This is a genomic window from Pseudomonas sp. PB120 (assembly GCF_009761815.1).
GTDB lineage: Bacteria > Pseudomonadota > Gammaproteobacteria > Pseudomonadales > Pseudomonadaceae > Aquipseudomonas.
Window position 1 is genome coordinate 65,126 of sequence record NZ_RWIN01000038.1, and the last position, 19,468, is coordinate 84,593.

Here is a 19,468-nt window from a genome sequence, read left to right on the forward strand (position 1 = left end):
GATTTGTACAAACCGCGAATGCCGACTTTATTCAAAGGACCAGACCACTTTCGGTTTGATTCTTGATAAGGACATCACGGTATGCCCCAAGCATCGGAATACGCGTACACCCAAGCTCAAGTGACGACTGCATTCAATGAAATAAAAGCCACGCTGTTCAGCGGTGTGACCGCCGAGACCATTCCCAAAGTGTTGATGGTCGCCGGATTGCAGGGCTCCGGTAAAACCTGGCTGCTGGAAAAAAGCCTACTGCCGACCAAGCGCTATGACCGGTACATTCGCCTGTACAAGCCCGAATACCGGGAAAAACACCCGCACTACTCAGAGCTGATCAAACACGGCGTGTTGTACGCCTATAAACACACAGAAGCCTTTGTCCGTGAAGTCAGCACCAAGATCTTCACCGAAGCCTTCACGCTTAACTACAACATCATCATGGAATGTGCTTTCGACGGCATTGAATTCGCGACCTTTCCGCCCTTGGCAACAAACGCCGGCTATCAGTTCGAAGTGCACATCGTGGGCTGCACCCAGGCATTCGCGCATCTATCGAGCATCAAGCGCGCACTCAAAAGCCTGGAAAACCAGGAACTGGAACGGTTTGTCACGACTGCAACCATGGAAGCCAGCATGAGTAACGCGCAAGCCATCATCCTGGCGTGCGAGACGGCGGCGAAAACGATCAGCGGCTCGCAAATAAGTCTGTACGAGCGGGGATTCGGTGCATTGAAAGAGCGCACCTTGCGTGCCCAAAGCACCTACACCATCGCGGCCGGAGGCGTGCTGACCACCACGGCGCCGACGCTGCCTTTCTCTTACAACGCCTATGGCGACATCATCAACAATCACGTCTACGCCATGAGTGATCGCGACGAAATGGTCAAGGAGTGTCACTTGGCGCTGCACAAATCCCAGGCTTACTTGCAGCACGTGCCCGACTTTGTCTACAACGACCTGTACGCCTACATCGTGAAGTACGTGTACCGATAGTGAGCGGTTGCGGCCCTGACCTTTAACGTCGGGCTGTTTTGTGCCTTTCCAAACCCGTGGTTTGTCGCATACTTCACGCATAAGACAAACCACAGGTGTGATCGATGAGTGATGTACGGTCCGGAACCAGCGCCGTAGAGGACAGCCGCTTTCGCCTGTTGATCGATGCAGTGATCGACTACGCGATCTACATGATTGATCCCGATGGCATCATCACCAGCTGGAACGCTGGCGCCCGGCGCTTCAAGGGGTATGAAGAAGCAGAAATTCTCGGGCAGCACTTCTCGCGCTTTTACACCGACGAGGATCGCCAGGCCGGACTGCCTCAGCGCGCGCTGGATACGGCGATCCGGGAGGGGCGTTTCGAGGGTGAAGGTTGGCGGGTGCGCAAGGACGGCACGCATTTCTGGTGCCACGTGGTGATCGATCCGATTCGCGACGCGTCGGGCACATTGCTGGGTTTTGCCAAAATCACCCGGGATCTCACCGACCGCAAGATGGCTGAAGAGGTGCTCAAACAAAGCGAGCAGCAATTCCGCCTACTGGTGCAAAGTGTCACGGACTACGCCATTTACATGCTGGGTCCGGATGGCCGGTTGACCAACTGGAACCCGGGGGCTCAACGTATCAAGGGGTATCGGGCCGAAGAAGTCATTGGCAAGCATTTTTCACTGTTCTATACACCTGAGGACCGCGAAGCCGGCGAACCGCAGCGGGCGCTGGAAACGGCGAAGCGCGAGGGCCGATTCGAAAACAAGGCCTGGCGCTTGCGCAAGGACGGTACGCGGTTCATGGCGCACGTGGTGGTCGACCCGATCTGGGGGGAGACCGGCACATTGCTCGGTTTCGCCAAGATCACTCGCGATATCACCGAAGCCACTGAAGCACAGCAAGCACTTGAGAAAACCCGCGAAGCGCTGTTCCAGGCGCAGAAGATGCAGGCCATCGGCCAACTGAGCGGCGGTATTGCCCACGACTTCAACAATTTGCTGACGGTCATACTCGGCAATCTGGAAATCGTGCGTAAGCGCGTGGGGGATGACTCGCGAATTACCCGATTAGTCGACAACGCCACCCAGGGCGCGTTGCGCGGGGTCTCCCTGACCCAACGCATGCTCGCGTTTGCCCGGCGTCAGGAGCTCAAGTTCGAATCGGTGGAGATACCTGCGTTGGTGCAGGGCATCAGTGGCCTTTTGCGCAGTTCGCTCGGGCCATCGGTGATACTCGACGTACGCTTTCCTCCCGGCCTCGTCCCGGTCAGGGCCGATGTCAATCAGCTCGAGCTGGCGATACTGAATCTCGTCACGAATGCCCGCGACGCCATGCCTGATGGCGGTAAAATCATTATCGGTGCCACTGCCCAGGAAGTGTGCGATCAACCATCGTTACCCGCGGGGGCAGGGCAGTACGTTTGCTTGAGTGTGACTGACACAGGCGACGGGATGGACGCCGCCACGCTGGCGTCGGCGATGGATCCGTTCTTTACCACCAAAGGCGTCGGTAAAGGTACGGGACTGGGGTTGTCGATGGTCCACGGTTTTCTCGAACAGCTGGGCGGGCAATTCATCCTCAAAAGTGAAAAAGGCAAAGGCACGCGAGCTGAGCTCTGGATTCCGGTGGCTACGGCCACATCCGTCGACGCGCTTGCCACCGAGGAGGCTGAAGCGCCACCTGTCCACCAACTGTGCGTCCTGGTCGTCGACGACGACAATCTTGTGCTGACCAGTACCAGTTTGCTGTTGGAGGATCTGGGGCACCGCGTCGTCAGTGCCCCATCGGGGGCGCAAGCGCTGGCACTGTTCGACGCCGAGCCCGGTATCGACCTGGTCATCACCGACATGGCGATGCCGCAGATGAATGGTGCGCAACTGGCGCAGGCGATCAGGATCATGAACCCGAGCCTGCCCATCATTCTGGCCACAGGGTACGCCGAGCGACTGGACGGCTTTGCACTGGAACTGCCACGGCTGTCGAAACCCTTTACTCAACTCAACCTGGTGGAAATAATTGCGTCGACCATGAAGTGAAAGAGGACTTGGGGTTGCTAGAGTTATCGCAATCGTAAAAAGGCCCGCAGTCATGGCGGGCCTTTTTACTATGTGGCATTTCAAGCCGCGATATTAGCGGCGCTCATTTCCTTCTTGTACTGGGCTTTCATGGTTTCCATTTGGGCGCCCAGTTCATCCAGGGTTGCCTTGCCCAGCAGTTTTTTAGCCTGAGGAAACATTTCTGTTTCCTCTTCTTCAATGTGATGCTCCAACAATTCCTTCACCACTTTCACTCGACCCGCGAATTCCGGAGTTGAGGGATCGGTGACTTTCAGGTCCGGCAGCACAAGTGAATCAACGGTTCGATGCTCTTCCTTGGCTTCGTAATACATGATGTCTTGTTCTTTACTCCCGGCTTTTTTGAACGCCGGATACAAGATCTCTTCCTCGAGACGGGTATGAATGGCGATTTCCATTTCCAGCTTGGCCAGCAGCTCGGTGCGTTTTTTAACACCGCGCTCAGTGGATTCACTCAACTGGCTCAGGATGCCCTTTACGCGTTCATGATCGGCTTGCAACAGGTCGATGGCGTTCATGGTCGAGTCTCTCAAATAGTCACGGGGATGAGCGCAAACGGTCTTAGGCCGTAGGTCGCTTATAGTCCTTGAGCATTTGTCGTGCCGGTTTGGTGCGTTGAATATTTTTCTATTAAATCAAACGAATAGATGCGGTGGTGGCGAGCTGCTTTCATGCAGGCTGCATGAGTGGGTACATTGACTCATGCAGTTCGCGGTAGTGGATGGAGTGCACGCTTTCCCCTGTAGGAGCGAGCTTGCTCGCGATGGGCGTCAACGATAACGCGGGCTATCTGAATGAACGCGTTGCCTGGGCATTTTTCGCGAGCAAGCTCGCTCCTACACGGCGGTCGCCCGCAATCATCGCGTTTTGCGCCGTTCATACCGAGCAAGCACCGGTTGAGTACTCATCCCGTGAACCAGAATGCTCAGCGCAACCACCGATAACGTCAGGTCGGTGCACAGCGCAGCCACCGACACCCCAAGCCCATGGTTCAATGCATAGAACAGATAATACAAACTCCCGATGCCCCGAATCCCGAACCACCCGATCAACACCCGCTGCCGACCGTCAAGCAACCCGCCCCACGGCATGGCGATGACGCACAGCGGGCGAATCAGGCAGAACAGAACCCCACCTACTAACAGCGCACGCCAATCCCAATGAGCGATCAGCACCACGCCGAGCAGGGTTACCAAAAACACTTCCATCGCGCGCTCCACAAGGCCGCCGAAGGCCAGCATGTCGCCCATCATGATCCCCGCCGCGACCTGGCTCTCTTCCAGGTTATCGGTATCACCGTGCACCGCATGTTGCGGTTCGACGTTCTGATGGCCGACCACCGGCTGAACCAGATGTTCGGCAGGTTCCTGGGCAATGCCTGCGGACTTCACTTCTTCCTGACGTAGACCCAGGCCTGCGGCGAACACGGATAAAAACCCGTAGGCGTGGATGGATTCGGCACCGACGTAGGCGAGGGCAATGAGCGCGAGGGCCAGGTAATCATTGGGAGACAACGTGCTGTCATCATTCCTGATGCGCAAAGACAACGTCACTCGGCCAATGCCGCGGCCCATCCAGTAACCGGTCAACACCCCCGCAGGAACAGCCCAAAGCAGGCTTTTCAGCGCCCAATCGCTGAGCCAGCCAGGATCGCCGTCATGTTGCAGCAACAGAAGGCCGAGGATCACGAAGGGGAAGGCAATGCCATCATTGAGCCCGGCTTCACCCGAGAGCCCGAAGCGCACGCTGTCGACATCCCTGGCGTCACTGACCGTCACCAGCGCAGCAAGCACTGGATCGGTAGGGGCCAGAATCGAACCGATCAACACCGAAGCGCCCCAGGAAAGCTGCAATCCGAAATGCAATAGCAGGCTGACACCGCCGATGGTCAGCACCATGACCGGCCCGGCCAGGCCAAACGCGATCCGCCAGTTCCTGTCCCTGAGTGGCAGGCGCAATTTCAATCCGCAGACGAACAACGAAAACAGCACTGCGACTTCTGTCAGGTGTTCCATCCAGAATGATGCGTCGTCCAAGTCCAGCTTCAACAGGCCCAGACCGGCGGGCCCAATGGCCACGCCCAGCACCAGGCAAACTGCTGACGTAGTCACCGGCATCCAGCGTAGATAGGACGATGTCAGCGCCAGCGCCAGCAGTACCGCGCCTAACACGGCGACCCATACAATAAAACTCATGTCGTTCTCGCCGGGTGTGGTGCGACGTTAAAGAATCGGCTTGCCGCCGGTCACTCCATACCGCTGGCCCGTGATATAGCTGGCTTCATCCGAGGCTAGCAGCACATAGATCGGTGCGACTTCCACCGGTTGGCCGGGCCTTCCCAGCGGAGTCTGGGCGCCGAAGTTCTGCACCTCATCATCAGGCATAGTCGAGACAATCAGCGGCGTCCAGATCGGCCCCGGCGCCACGCAGTTCACGCGGATGCTTTTCGGCCCCAGCATCTGCCCCAGGCCCGCGGTGAAATTGGCAATCGCGCCTTTGGTGGTGGCGTAAGCGAGGAGGGTGGGTTTGGGCATATCCGAGTTGACCGAACTGGTGTTGATGATCGAACTGCCAGCCTTCATATGTTTCAGTGCGGCCTGGCAGATCCTGAACATGGCCGTGATATTCACGTCGAAGGTCATCACCCATTCTTCGTCCGGAATGTCTTCGAAGTGCTCGTGGGTCATCTGGAAAGCGGCGTTGTTGACCAGCACATCGATACGGCCAAACCGCTCAACGGTTTTGTCTACCAGCGCCTGGCACTCAGCCTTTTGCGCCAGATCTCCAGGCAGCAGCAGGCACTGACGTCCGGCCTGTTCGACCCAGCGCGCGGTTTCCCGGGCGTCCTCGTGTTCATTGAGGTAAGCGATGGCGACATCGGCGCCTTCACGGGCGAAAGCGATGGCGACCGCGCGGCCGATGCCACTGTCGCCGCCGGTAATCAGAGCGATCTTGCCGTCGAGGCGGCCCGAGCCTTTATAGCTGTGCTCGCCGCAGTCAGGAAGCGGATCCATCTTCTTCTGGGACCCTGGGACGGGCTGGCTTTGTTTCTTGAAGGGTGGTTTCGGATACGTGTTCATCGTGAAATCTCCGGTCTCAAGGCAAAAGCGTCAAAAGGTGGACCCCATCCTTTTGCCCCGAGTTCGGTTGGATTTCAGCGAGCCAGACTGCGCTCCATCCGCGCAATGCCTTCTTCTAGCAATGCCCGTGGGCAGCCGAAGTTCAGGCGCACGAACTGCCGGGCCTGATCGCCAAAATCCAGCCCCGCGCTCAACCCGACCTTGGCCTGGTCGAGGAAGAACTGCTGCGGATTCTCCAGCCCCAGCGCGGAGCAATCGAGCCAGGCGAGATAAGTGCCTTGCGGGATGTTCATGGTCACGCCCGGCAAACGCGTGCGTACCGCTTCCACCAGATAATCGCGGTTACCTTGCAGATACGCCTTCAACCCGGCCAGCCACGGGCCGCCTTCGCTGTAAGCCACGCGGGTCGCTTCCATGCCCAGGGGGTTGACGCTGTCGACCATGCCGCAACGGGCGTGGTTGACCCGCGCGCGTAATGCCGCGTCCTGAATGATCATGAAGGAGGTTTTCAGGCCGGCGATGTTGTACGCCTTGCTCGCCGACATCAGCGTGATGGTGCGGGCCGCGATCTGCGGGCTCAGCGCGGCGGTGGGAATGTGAACCCGCCCGTCGAAGCACAGCTCGGCATGGATTTCGTCGGAGATGATCCAGGCGTTCTGTTCCAGGCAGATATCGGCCACGGCTTGCAATTCTTCCCGTGGGAAGACTTTGCCCAACGGGTTGTGCGGGTTGCTCAGGAGCAGGGCGCCGCCGCCTTTGAGGGCCTGGTTCAAGGCATCGAGTTGCGTGGCGTAAGTGCCGTCAGACAGGGCGTCGAATTCGAGTTCGACCTTGTTCAGGCCCCAATGCCCGGGCGCGTGACGCAACGGCGGGTAGTTCGGCACCTGAACCACCACGTTCTGCTGCGGTTCGACCAGTGCCTTCAGCGCCATATTGAAACCGGACTCCACGCCCGGCAGGAAGATCAGTTCTTCGGGCAATACCCGCCAGGCGTATTTGTTCCAGAGGTCGGCAACCACGGCGGCGCGCAAATCGTCCTGCGGCACGCTGTACCCGACCATTGGGTGTTCCAGGCGCTTGCGCAACGCTTCAAGGATGACCGGCGGTGCGGCGAAGTCCATGTCCGCGACCCACATCGGCAACACGTCGGCCGGGTAGCGGCTCCATTTGGTACTGCCGGTGTCGTGACGGTCGAACACCTGATCAAAATTGAAAGTCATGCGCGGTCTCGTAACAGCAGGTTGGTTATGCCGGCCATGATAATCGCCAAACCCCTGTAGGAGCGAGCTTGCTCGCGATGGTGTGTCAGTCGACATCACCTTCGCTGACACTCCATCGCGAGCAGGCTCGCTCCTACAGGTTTTGTGTGTAGACGCTGATACCGCCGACGGTCGGTTTTCATACGGGGCGACGCTGCGTTGACTAAAGTTTGAAGTGTCGGCAGCCACGCTGCCGCGACCGTGTTTGCCCAAAGAAACCCGGCAAAAGTACCGGGTTTCACCTGATCAGGAGTGCACGATGGACCTCAACCGTCGTCAATTCTTCAAGGTCGCCGGCATCGGCCTTGCGGGCTCGAGCCTTGGGGCGCTGGGCATGCTCCCGGCGCAGGCCTTCGCCGAGCAAGTGCGTCATTTCAAACTCGCCCACACCCATGAAACCCGCAACACCTGCCCGTATTGCTCGGTCGGGTGCGGCTTGATCATGTACAGCCAGGGCGATCAGGCCAAGAACGTCGCGCAAAGCATCATCCACATCGAAGGCGACGCCGACCATCCGGTCAATCGCGGCACGCTGTGCCCCAAAGGCGCGGGCCTGCTGGACTTCATCCATAGCCCCAACCGCCTGCAATACCCGCAGGTGCGCAAGCCGGGCAGTACCGAATGGACGCGCATTTCTTGGGATGAAGCGCTGGATCGCGTGGCCGACCTGATGAAGGCCGACCGCGACGCCAACTTCATCGAGAAGAACGCGCAAGGCCAAACGGTGAATCGCTGGCTGACCACCGGTTTTCTGGCGGCCTCGGCGGCGTCCAACGAAGCGGGCTACATCACCCACAAGGTGATTCGCAGCCTGGGCATGCTGGGGTTTGATAACCAGGCGCGTGTCTGACACGGTCCGACGGTGGCAAGTCTTGCCCCGACGTACGGCCGTGGTGCCATGACCAATACCTGGACCGATATCGCCAACGCGAACCTGATCCTGGTAATGGGCGGCAACGCAGCAGAAGCGCACCCGTGCGGGTTCAAATGGGTGACCGAAGCCAAGGCGCACAACAAGGCGCGACTGATTGTGGTCGATCCGCGTTTTACCCGGACCGCCTCGGTGGCCGACTATTACGCGCCGATCCGCACCGGCACAGACATCGCCTTCATGGGCGGGCTGATCAATTACCTGCTGACCGAAGACAAGATCCAGCACGAGTACGTGCGGGCGTACACCGACGTGTCGTTTATCGTCAAAGCCGGGTTCGGTTTCGAAGACGGGATCTTCAGCGGTTATGACGTGGCCAAGCGCAGCTACACCGACAAGTCCGGCTGGGGCTATGAAATCGGCGATGACGGCTTCGCCAAGGTCGACCCGACCCTGCAGGACCCGCGCTGCGTTTACCAGCTGATGAAAACCCATTACAGCCGCTACACCATCGACCTCGCCAGCCAGATTTGCGGCATGCCGGTCGACGCCATGCAGAAGATCTGGGACGAAATCGCCACGTGCTCGCAACCGGGCAAAACCATGACGATTCTGTACGCGCTGGGCTGGACGCAGCATTCAATCGGTTCGCAAATCATCCGCAGCGCCGCGATGGTGCAACTGCTGCTGGGCAACGTCGGCATGCCGGGCGGGGGCGTCAACGCCTTGCGCGGGCACTCCAACATCCAGGGCCTGACCGACCTCGGCCTGCTCTCCAATTCGCTGCCGGGTTACCTGACGCTCGGTGTGGACGCCGAACAGGACTATGACGCCTACATCAACAAACGCACGCAAAAACCACTGCGGCCGGGGCAATTGTCGTATTGGCAGAACTACAGCAAATTCCACGTCAGCCTGATGAAGTCCTGGTACGGCGCCAACGCCACCGCCGAGAACCACTGGGCCTACGACTACCTGCCCAAGCTCGACATCCCCAACTACGACATCCTGAAAATGTTCGACCTGATGGGGCAGGGCAAGGTCAACGGCTACATGTGCCAGGGCTTCAACCCGATTGCCGCGTTGCCGGACAAAAACCGGGTGATGGCGGCGCTGGCCAAGCTCAGATGGCTGGTGGTCATGGACCCCCTGTCCACCGAAACGTCGGAGTTCTGGAAAAACGTCGGGCCGTACAACGACGTGACCAGCGCCAATATCCAGACCGAAGTGATCCGCCTGCCCACCACCTGCTTCGCCGAAGAGGACGGCTCGCTGGTCAACAGCAGCCGCTGGCTGCAATGGCACTGGAAAGGCGCCGACGGGCCGGGACAAGCCCAGACCGACATCAGGATCATGAGCGAGTTGTTCCTGCGCCTGCGCCAGCGTTATCAGGCCAATGGCGGGGCCTATCCCGACCCGATCCTCAAGTTGTCGTGGCCCTACAAAATGCCTGACGAGCCGTCGCCGGAAGAGCTGGCCAAGGAAATCAACGGCAACGCCACCACCGATTTCACCGACGCCACGGGCGCGGCGATCAAGGGCAACTCGCAACTGGCCGGTTTCGCCCAGCTCAAGGACGACGGCAGTACCGCTTCCGGCTGCTGGATTTTCTGTGGCAGCTGGACCGAGGCGGGCAACCAGATGGCGCGCCGCGACAACAGCGACCCGTTCGGCATGAAGCAACATCTGGGCTGGGCCTGGGCCTGGCCGATGAACCGGCGGATTCTCTACAACCGCGCGTCCGCCGACCCGCAAGGCAAGCCATGGGCCGACAACAAACGGCTGGTGTGGTGGAGCGGCAGGGCCTGGGCCGGCACCGATGTGCCGGACTTCAAGGTCGATTCACCGCCGGAGGCCGGAATGAATCCGTTCATCATGAACCCCGAAGGCGTGGCGCGGTTCTTCGCCGTCGACAAGATGAACGAAGGGCCATTCCCCGAGCACTACGAGCCGTTCGAGACGCCGATTGGCATCAACCCGTTGCACCCGGACAACAAGAAAGCCACCAGCAACCCGGCGGCCCGGATCTTCGATTCGGTGTGGGACACCCTCGGCGTGGCCAAGGATTATCCCTATGCCGCGACGAGTTATCGGCTGACCGAGCATTTCCACTTCTGGAGCAAGCATTGCAAGCTCAATGCGATTGCCCAGCCCGAGCAGTTTGTCGAGATCGGCGAAGTGCTGGCGAAGGAAAAGGGCATCGTGGCTGGCGACAAGGTCCGGGTCAGCAGCAAGCGCGGGTACATCGAAGCGGTGGCCGTGGTGACCAAGCGGATTCGTCCGTTGCAGGTCAATGGCCAGGTGGTGCACCACATCGGTATTCCGTTGCACTGGGGCTTTACCGGGCTCACGCGCCACGGCTATCTCACCAACACCCTGGTGCCGTTCCTCGGCGATGGCAATTCTCAGACCCCGGAATCCAAGTCATTCCTGGTCAATGTGGAGAAAGTCTAAATGGCCAGCCAAGACATCATTGCCCGTTCGGCCACCACGACCGTCCCGTCTTCAGCGCGGCATCAGGAGGAAGTCGCGAAGCTGATCGACACCACCAAATGCATCGGTTGCAAGGCCTGCCAGGTCGCTTGTTCGGAATGGAACGAACTGCGCGACGAGGTCGGCCACAACCTCGGCACCTACGACAACCCTCAGGACCTGAGCGCCGAAACCTGGACCTTGATGCGCTTCACCGAGCATGAAAACGATGCCGGCAACCTTGAATGGCTGATCCGCAAGGACGGCTGCATGCATTGCGCCGAACCCGGTTGCCTGGCGGCGTGCCCGAGCCCGGGCGCGATCATCAAGCACGCGAACGGTATCGTCGATTTCGACCAGGACCATTGCATCGGCTGCGGTTATTGCATCACTGGCTGCCCGTTCAACATCCCGCGCATTTCGCAAAAGGACCACAAGGCCTACAAATGCACGCTGTGTTCGGACCGCGTCGCGGTGGGGCTGGAGCCAGCCTGCGTGAAGACCTGCCCGACCGGCGCCATCGTTTTCGGCACCAAGGAAGACATGAAGGAACACGCCGCCGAGCGTATCGTCGACCTGAAAAGCCGTGGCTTCGACAACGCCGGCCTGTACGACCCGGAAGGTGTTGGCGGCACGCACGTCATGTACGTGTTGCACCATGCGGACACGCCGGTGCTGTACGCCGGTTTGCCCAATAATCCGTCGATCAGCCCGCTGGTGGAATTGTGGAAAGGGGTGAGTAAACCCCTGGGATTGCTGGCCATGGGCCTGGCGGTGCTGGCCGGGTTCTTCCACTACGTGCGCATCGGGCCGCAGGTGGTTGAGGAAGACGAACTGCCGCCGCTCAAGGATCAGGCGGTGCATGAGGTCGATCCCTCGGTGCACACCTTCGATCCGCGCGGGGAGAACAGACCATGATCCGCAAGCAGATCCTTCGCTACACCGCCAACCAGCGCACCAATCACTGGCTGGTGGCGATTCTGTTTTTCATGGCCGCTCTGTCCGGGTTGGCGCTGTTTCATCCCGCGCTGTTCTGGCTGAGCAATCTGTTCGGCGGCGGGCCATGGACGCGCATCCTGCATCCGTTCATGGGTGTGCTGATGTTTGTGCTGTTCCTCGGTCTGGTGATCCGCTTCTGGCAGGCTAACTTCTTTATCCATAACGACGGTTTGTGGCTGCGGCGCGTCGGGCGGGTGATCAAAAACGAAGAGGAGGGCGTGCCGCCGATCGGCAAGTACAACCCGGGGCAGAAGCTGCTGTTCTGGACCCTGCTGGCCTGCATGTTGGCGCTGTTGTTTACGGGTCTGGTGATTTGGCGCGCCTATTTCAGTGCTTATTTCGGCATCACCGCCATTCGCTGGGCGATGCTGCTGCACGCGTTGGCCGGGTTTGTGCTGGTGCTGAGTATCATCGTGCACATCTATGCTGGCATCTGGATCAAGGGCTCGGTCAGCGCGATGCTGCATGGCTGGGTCAGTCGCGCGTGGGCAAAGAAACACCATGAACTGTGGTACCGCGAAGTGACGCGCGACGACACGCCCGAGCGGCCGATCAGCAAAAAAGGATAAGCATTTGGCGACGATTCTTGAACCGGACGAAATTGAAGCGGCGGCGAGTTCACCGCAGTTCCTGTACCTGCCACCGCGTAACCTGTTTGCGTTGCGGGCGTTACGCCTGGAACAGCTGGCGGCCGGTCATCCATTGGCCGATTACCTGCGGCTGGTGGCGCAGCTGTGTCACATCCAGCAGCGCCTGATGGACGATCCATCGCTGACAACACCACTCGACCCCGAGCGTTTACGTGTGTGCCAGCAACACGGCTTGCCGCCGCTGTCCGCTGACACCCTGGTGCGTGAACATCATTGGTTGGCGTACCTCGATGCTCTGCTCGAGCATTACCCGCCGCAGCCGGATTCCGGGGTGGCGAAAGCCGCCGCGATGTTGCGCCATGCCGACAGCGGCCAGCGTAAAGCCTGGGCGATTGCGTTGATCAGCGGCCAGTATTCACTGCTGCCGGCCGCCGTGGTGCCGTTTCTCGGCGCGGCGTTGCAAGCAGCCTGGAGCCACTGGCTGCTGGACATGCCCGACCTGGTGCTGAAACCCGGTGACAGCCTCCACCAATGCCCGGCCTGTGGTTCGCCGGCCATGGCCGGGGTGATTCGCCATCGCGGAAAGTTCAACGGTTTGCGGTATCTGGTGTGTTCGCTGTGCGCCTGCGAGTGGCATGTGGTACGGGTCAAGTGCGTGTATTGCGAGCAGAGCAAAGGGTTGGAATACCTCAGCCTCGATGATGATCGGCACGCCGCCAATCAAGCGCCGTTGCGCGCAGAGGTCTGTCCGGGCTGTAACAGTTACCTCAAGCTGCTCTATCTGGAAAATGACGCCGACGCCGAAGCGCTGTCGACCGACCTGACCAGTCTGATGCTGGACATGCGCCTCGATCAGGAAGGCTACCAGCGGCCGGCGCCGAATCTGTTGTTTGCTCCCGGAGGTGACTGAATCAGCGTTTTGCGGCGTTTGATGAATTGCCATCGCGAGCAGGCTCGCTCCTACAGGTGTTCAATGCGTTCACCAGTGTCGTGTCCGCCACGGACCCCTGTAGGAGCGAGCCTGCTCGCGATGGTGTGTCAGTCGACACAAATCTGCCTGACACACCTTCGCGAGCAAGCTCGCTCCTACAGTAAGACCCAGCGGCTACACTCAGGCGGTCAGCCGTTTTCGGGAATCCCCTGATGCCCTCGTCACCCGCCAGCCAACCCTTGCGTTTGCCCTCTATCGACAGCTTGCTGCGCCATCCGGCGTGCCAGCCGTTGGCCTCGCGTTTTGGCCGCGAAGCGCTGCTGGCCAGTCTGCGGCAATTGCTCGATGACCTGCGCGAACCGCTGCGTGCGGGCCATCTCCAAGCCGTCGAAGTGACGCCCGAAGTCCTGGCGGGCAGGGCGGGCGAGCGTCTGGCCATCCAGCATCGCAGTCACATCCGGCGCGTGTTCAACCTCACCGGCACCGTGTTGCACACCAACCTGGGGCGCGCCTTGTTGCCGGAGGAAGCGATCGAGGCGGTGCAACTGGCCGCGCGTTACCCGCTCAATCTGGAGTTCGACCTGCACAGCGGCAAGCGCGGTGACCGCGACGACTTGATCGAGGGCCTGATCCGCGAACTGACCGGCGCCGAAGCGGTAACCGTCGTCAACAACAACGCGGCCGCCGTGCTGCTGACACTCAACAGTCTGGGCGCGCGCAAGGAAGGCATCATCTCCCGGGGCGAGCTGATCGAGATCGGTGGCGCGTTCCGCATTCCCGACATCATGGCCCGGGCCGGGGTGAAGCTCCACGAAGTCGGCACCACCAATCGCACCCACGCCAAGGACTACGAAGCGGCCATCGGCCCACGCAGTGGCCTGGTGATGCGCGTTCACGCCAGCAACTACAGCATCGAAGGCTTCACCGCCCGGGTGCCGACCATCGAACTGGCGCAACTGGCACACCGCCACGGCTTGCCGTTGCTCGAAGACCTCGGCAGCGGCAGCCTGCTTGATTTGACCCGCTGGGGGTTGCCCGCCGAACCGACGGTGCGCCAGGCGTTGCTGGACGGCGCGGACATCGTCACGTTCAGTGGCGACAAGTTGCTCGGTGGTCCGCAAGCCGGGCTGATCGTCGGCCGCAAGGAGTTGATCGCACGGATCAAGAAGAACCCGCTCAAGCGTGCGCTGCGGGTCGACAAATTGACCCTGGCCGCGCTGGAAGCGGTGCTGGGCTTGTATCGCGACCCTGAACGGCTGGCCGAACGCTTGCCGAGTTTGCGCCTGCTCACCCGATCCCGGGCCGACATGCTGGCCCAGGCCGAACGCCTGCAGCCTTCATTGGCGCGTATGTTGGGCGAGGGCTGGAACGTCAGCGCGGTGCCGGCGCTGGGCATGATCGGCAGCGGCAGCCAGCCGGTGGCGCGACTGCCCAGTGCGGCATTGTGCTTGCGCCCCGACGCCAGCAAGCGCCTGCGCGGTCGGCGGTTGCTGGGGCTGGAAGCGGCTTTTCGCCGGCTCGATATTCCGGTGCTCGGTCGCATTGACGACGACGCCCTGTGGCTGGACATGCGGCAACTGGACGATGAAGCCGCGTGGCTGGCGCAACTCGATCAACTGAAACCGCAGGGTCAGGACGCGTGATCGTCGGCACTGCGGGGCACATCGACCATGGCAAAACCGCGTTGCTCCAGGCGCTGACCGGCCAGGCGGGGGATCGTCGTCGCGAAGAGCGCGAGCGCGGAATGACCATCGACCTCGGTTATCTCTACGCGGCGCTGGAGCCGGGTGCGGTCCTGACCGGATTCATCGACGTACCCGGTCACGAGCGTTTCACCCACAACATGCTGGCCGGGGCGCAGGGTATAGATCTGATGTTGCTGGTGGTGGCGGCCGACGACGGCGTCATGCCACAGACCCGGGAACACCTGGCGATTGTCGAACTGCTGGGCATTCCCCAGGCGCTGATCGCGATCAGCAAATGCGATCGCGTCGAATCCGCCCGTGTGCAAGATGTCCGGGCGCAAATCGAAGCATTGCTCGCGCCGGGCCCCTATGCCGGCGCACCGCAGATCGCGTTGTCGAGCGTGACGGGCGAGGGCGTGGAGACGTTGCGCCAGGCATTGCTCGACGCACAAAAAAAGGTCCTGCAACGCAACAGCGGTGGTGGTTTCCGGCTGGGGATTGACCGCGCTTTCAGTGTGGCCGGTGCCGGCATCGTGGTCACCGGCACCGCGCTGTCGGGGCAGGTGGCGGTGGGCGATACGCTGCTGCTCGGCCCGCAGGGCAAACCGGTGCGTGTACGCGGTTTGCATGCGCAGAATCAGTCCGCCGAAATGGCAATGGCCGGGCAGCGCGTGGCGCTCAACCTGAGCGCCGAACGCCTGGCCCTCGAGCAGATTCACCGAGGGCATTGGTTGCTGGCTGAATGGCTGTATGCGCCGACGCAACGGCTGGACATCGAGATGCATTTACTGACCAGCGAGCCCAAGGCGTTCGAGCATTTTCAACCGGTGCACGTGCACCTCGGCACTCAGGACGTCGTTGGCCGAGTGGCATTGCTGGAGGGCGCCAGCCTCGCGCCGGGTGGGCGGATGTTCGCTCAGTTGCTGCTGAATTCGCCGATACACGCCGTGAAGGGCGATCCGCTGATTCTTCGTGATCAAAGCGCACAGCGAACCCTCGGCGGTGGCCGGGTACTCGATCCGTTTGCGCCGACCCGACAGCGACGAAGCCCCGAACGATTGGCGCAGCTACAGGCTTTGGCGGCGACGGACAGTCTGGAGGCCGCACTGCCGGCGCTGCTGGCCAGTAGCGAAAGCGGACTCGATCCCCGACAGCTTGAGCGCCAGTTCAATCGCCCGCGCATCACTTGGGCCCTACCGCCGGATGTGCGCCTGATTGACACCCGCCAAGGGCCGCTGTTGTTCAGTGCGGTGCGCTGGGAGTCCCTGAAAGCGCCAGTGCTGGAGGACCTCGCGCGATTTCATCAGCTGGAACCGGATCAAATGGGCCCGGACCGGGATCGCCTGCGACGATTCACCGGGACCGCGCTGGATCGCCCGACATTCATCCGTTTGCTCGACGAATTGCTGGCCAGCGGAGTCATCGTGGCCAGCGGACCCTGGCTGCATTTGCCGGAGCATCAGGTGCGCTTGAGCGCTGAGGACGAAGCGCTTTGGCAACAATTGCAGCCGTTGTTCGATGAGGCGGGTTTCGATCCGCCGTGGGTGCGTGCGCTGGGGCATGACGAGGCGGTGGTGCGATTGCTGTTGCGCAAAATGGCGCGGTTGGGGTTGCTGCATCAGGTGGTGCGCGACCTGTTTTACACCGAGGCGATGATCCATCGGTTGGCGGCTATGCTGTTGCAACTGGCGGGGCAAAACCCGGTGATTCAGGTGGCGGACTTTCGCGACGCGGTGGGGTTGGGGCGCAAGCGCAGTATTCAGATCCTCGAATACTTCGACCGGCTCGGCTTGACCCGGCGGGTGGGCGACCAGCGCCAGATTCGCTACGACAATGCATTGGCCCGAGAAGAAGGGCACTGATTTCAAGGAAGGCAATCGCGCCCGGTGGCGCGGCCGGGCTTCAAACCCGGTTGGGGACGGCATCCGTTCCCGGGCAGGTTCGACTCCGGCTGCCTTCCGCCATTTTCAACATCCGCGGTGGTTGATCCGACGCCATCGCGAGCAGGCTCACTCCTACAGGGGGCGGTGGTGGGCACGACATTTGTGAGCACCCTTGACACCTGTGGGAGATTCTATGTTGCAGGCGAAACCGGCTTCGCCAGTTCAATCCCCGCCGCCCCCAGGCGCTTGAGAATCTCGAACAACAGATCGCTTTTGGTCTTGCCGACGATTCTCGGGCTGTCGACGTAACCGGTGACCGTCAAGGTGATGCCGTCGGAGTTGAGTTTGCTGAAGCGGACGTAAGGCGCAGGTTTGTCGAGGATGGTTTCATGTTCGCAATAGGTGTCGTGCAACAGGCTTTTCACTTGCTCGGGGTCGATGTCCAGCGGGAACACCAGTTCAAGTGTCGCCACCCCTTGCGCACTGCCGCCCATGGTCACGTTGCGCAGGTTCTGCGAAATAAGTTGTGAGTTCGGCACGATGACGATCGAGCGGTCGCTGAGCTGAATTTCCGTGGCCCTGACGTTGATGCGCCGAATATCACCCTCAACCCCGCTGATGCTGATCAGGTCGCCAACCTTGACCGGGCGCTCTGTCAGCAAAATCAGCCCCGAGACGAAGTTTTTGACAATCTCCTGCAAGCCGAAACCGATCCCCACCGACAAGGCACTGACGATCCACGCCAGGTTCGTCCACTTGATCCCCATCGAAGACAGCGTCAGTAAAATCACCAAGGCATAGCCGATATTGGCGAAGAGTGTGCTGAGGGACGCAATCATCCCGGGGTCCATATTGGTTTTCGGCAGGAATTCGTTATCCAGCCATCGGCGCAGCGATCGAATCAGGTAGATGCCAATCAACAATGCCAGCACGGCGTTCAGCAAGTGCCCCGGGATGATGTTCAACTTGCGCAAGCCATCGCCGCCGAGAATGGCGAAGGTCTGGGTCACCAGTTGCCCGAGCGTGGTGCCGACGCCGCCGACAAACATCGAAATGATGGCGAGCAGCAATAAAGTCGCGCGACCCACCCCGGATAAAACGACCGACACTTGCTCAAGGCGCTCATCGCCGATCCCCAGCAACTGCTTGAACCCCTTGCCGCTGGAACTCTTGGGTGAAAACAGATGCTCGCAGCCATCTTTGTACAACTGAATGAGCAAGTAGAAACCGGACAGGATGATGTAAACCCATACCAGCTCATAGGTGATGAACCGTGCCAGGGAGACATAACCGATCAACAGCGCAGCCATTGATACAACGATCGCAAGGCTGGCCAGAGAATAGATCAGGCCCGCCAGGGTCGTTCTCGACTCGGGGGCCTCACCGGTCGCCGCCACGGCTCTCCGGGCTTTGCTGACGCGGCGGAATAACGCGGCGAAAATCAGGGTGACCACCAGCGCAATGACACCCCGGCTGAACAGTATGGTTTCGCTGCTCATGCCGGTGACATTGGTGACTTGCGCCGATCCCACCAGCAGCAATAGCGCGAAGGCCAGAAAACGGGGAAAGGGTTTCATCGCCAGGGCGACGGGGTCGGCAATCGACGGCAGGCGCCACGAAGGATGTTGAGTCGACAACAACGCCCGACTCAACCCGGTGATCAGCACACAGGTATAAATGACTTTTTCGAACTCGTCGGCGAAGTTCTGAATCATGGGCGTCAAAGGCACCTGACGCGTCAGTGCATAAAACAGCAGGTGTATCGCAAAAGCGGTCGTCAATACGGTGGCCGCCGCAGACGCCAATGCCAGCGTGCTTCGACGCAAACGCCCTTCAGGCATGCGATGGATGCAAAACCAGGTAAACACCCGTTCTGCAATACGTCGGCCCCAGGTCCAGATCGCCAGCGCGAGCAAGATCAGTACAACCCCATACAAACGCTGTCCCGGTTGCCATGCGACCTTGATCGCGCTGCTGGCCTGCTCGATAAAGTCGCGCAGTCGCTGGCGGTCTTCCAATGGGGGGTTGAACAACGGCGCCCAGAACACCGGGGCCAGAATGCTGCCGCTGCGCAATGTGACTTCAGATTCCAGAAGGCTGCGCCGAATCCCCGCAATTTGGATGATCAGGTCGGCCGCATTTCGCCTGAGTGTCGCCAGGGTCTTCAAGTTGGCATCGACGGTACTTTTCTGTCGGGACAGGGACTCTCTTTGTGTCGCGATTTCCGATTTTTCCGACACGACTTCGGCGGGCAGTACTGGACCCAGCACATCGAGTTGGGCTTGCAGTTGTTTATGTTCCGGCAGTAGCGATGACTGCAGGAGGTCCACATCATTGATAAACAACTGCAGGGAATCTTGCAGGCCGACCATCTGGGTGAGGTTATTGGCCAGCGAAACCTGTTGTTTGATCTGGTCGAGCCTGATTTGCAGGCCTTGCAGGTCACTTTGTGACACGGCAAAAGACGAAGTGCCCTGCGAGGAGATGGCCGAGGCAGCCCCGACTGCCGGCAGCGCACCGAAGCTCGCCCCCGACAGTGCGATCACGAACAGCAGGATGAATTTCAGTGCAGGACGCATTGGCATGACCCAGCGGCTTTAGCCATTGAGGTTAGGCCATGGTGTGTATCGGTGCGAAAAAAT

13 protein-coding genes and 1 tRNA gene are annotated in these 19,468 nt (G+C 60.3%); 9 read left to right on the top strand and 5 right to left on the bottom strand.

From position 1 onward, the window contains the following. Positions 1 to 81: 81 nt before the first annotated feature. Positions 82 to 990 carry a zeta toxin family protein gene (locus EJA72_RS06695; RefSeq protein ID WP_157710707.1) on the top strand — a complete coding sequence of 303 codons (909 nt, stop codon included), beginning with the start codon at positions 82 to 84 and terminating at the stop codon, positions 988 to 990. Positions 991 to 1,094: 104 nt separating this feature from the next. After that, positions 1,095 to 3,017, top strand: coding sequence for a PAS domain-containing sensor histidine kinase (locus EJA72_RS06700; protein ID WP_157710708.1), 1,923 nt, complete (start codon positions 1,095 to 1,097; stop codon positions 3,015 to 3,017). Positions 3,018 to 3,097: 80 nt separating this feature from the next. Here EJA72_RS06700 and EJA72_RS06705 read toward each other — a convergent pair whose 3' ends face one another. The 4 genes from EJA72_RS06705 to EJA72_RS06720 form a co-directional block, all read right to left on the bottom strand. Continuing rightward, positions 3,098 to 3,574: a hemerythrin domain-containing protein gene (locus tag EJA72_RS06705; RefSeq protein WP_157710709.1), complete on the bottom strand. Its 477-nt coding sequence runs from the start codon at positions 3,572 to 3,574 to the stop codon at positions 3,098 to 3,100. A 339-nt stretch (positions 3,575 to 3,913) separates the two neighbouring features. Then, positions 3,914 to 5,251 (bottom strand): sodium:proton antiporter, encoded by a 1,338-nt coding sequence (locus tag EJA72_RS06710; RefSeq protein WP_157710710.1) that lies wholly within the window; start codon positions 5,249 to 5,251, stop codon positions 3,914 to 3,916. Between the two features lie 27 nt (positions 5,252 to 5,278). Beyond that, positions 5,279 to 6,136, bottom strand: a complete 858-nt coding sequence (locus EJA72_RS06715) for an SDR family oxidoreductase (RefSeq protein ID WP_157710711.1) — start codon at positions 6,134 to 6,136, stop codon at positions 5,279 to 5,281. Between the two features lie 74 nt (positions 6,137 to 6,210). Further along, the gene (locus EJA72_RS06720) at positions 6,211 to 7,356 is read right to left on the bottom strand and encodes a MalY/PatB family protein (RefSeq protein WP_157710712.1); all 1,146 of its coding nucleotides are present in this window, start codon (positions 7,354 to 7,356) and stop codon (positions 6,211 to 6,213) included. Between the two features lie 298 nt (positions 7,357 to 7,654). Between EJA72_RS06720 and fdnG the strand changes: the two genes are divergently transcribed. The 7 genes from fdnG to EJA72_RS06755 all read left to right on the top strand — a co-directional run bounded on the left by fdnG (position 7,655) and on the right by EJA72_RS06755 (position 16,907). Further along, on the top strand, positions 7,655 to 10,720 hold the full coding sequence (fdnG, locus tag EJA72_RS06725; RefSeq protein ID WP_157710713.1) for a formate dehydrogenase-N subunit alpha: 3,066 nt from the start codon (positions 7,655 to 7,657) through the stop codon (positions 10,718 to 10,720). Next, positions 10,721 to 11,656: a formate dehydrogenase subunit beta gene (fdxH, locus tag EJA72_RS06730; RefSeq protein ID WP_157710714.1), complete on the top strand. Its 936-nt coding sequence runs from the start codon at positions 10,721 to 10,723 to the stop codon at positions 11,654 to 11,656. After that, positions 11,653 to 12,306 (top strand): formate dehydrogenase subunit gamma, encoded by a 654-nt coding sequence (locus tag EJA72_RS06735; RefSeq protein WP_157710715.1) that lies wholly within the window; start codon positions 11,653 to 11,655, stop codon positions 12,304 to 12,306. The genes fdxH and EJA72_RS06735 overlap by 4 nt, the downstream gene beginning before the upstream one ends. A 4-nt stretch (positions 12,307 to 12,310) precedes the next feature. Beyond that, the gene (fdhE, locus tag EJA72_RS06740) at positions 12,311 to 13,237 is read left to right on the top strand and encodes a formate dehydrogenase accessory protein FdhE (protein ID WP_157710716.1); all 927 of its coding nucleotides are present in this window, start codon (positions 12,311 to 12,313) and stop codon (positions 13,235 to 13,237) included. A 233-nt stretch (positions 13,238 to 13,470) separates the two neighbouring features. After that, positions 13,471 to 14,901, top strand: coding sequence for an L-seryl-tRNA(Sec) selenium transferase (gene selA / locus EJA72_RS06745; RefSeq protein WP_157710717.1), 1,431 nt, complete (start codon positions 13,471 to 13,473; stop codon positions 14,899 to 14,901). Continuing rightward, positions 14,898 to 16,805 (top strand): selenocysteine-specific translation elongation factor, encoded by a 1,908-nt coding sequence (selB, locus tag EJA72_RS06750; RefSeq protein WP_178129122.1) that lies wholly within the window; start codon positions 14,898 to 14,900, stop codon positions 16,803 to 16,805. Before selA ends, selB begins: the two co-directional genes overlap by 4 nt. Before the next feature lie 6 nt (positions 16,806 to 16,811). Next, positions 16,812 to 16,907, top strand: a tRNA-Sec gene (locus EJA72_RS06755). Between the two features lie 110 nt (positions 16,908 to 17,017). Here EJA72_RS06755 and EJA72_RS06760 read toward each other — a convergent pair. After that, on the bottom strand, positions 17,018 to 19,405 hold the full coding sequence (locus tag EJA72_RS06760) for a DUF3772 domain-containing protein (protein WP_157710825.1): 2,388 nt from the start codon (positions 19,403 to 19,405) through the stop codon (positions 17,018 to 17,020). Between the last annotated feature and the right edge of the window lie 63 nt (positions 19,406 to 19,468).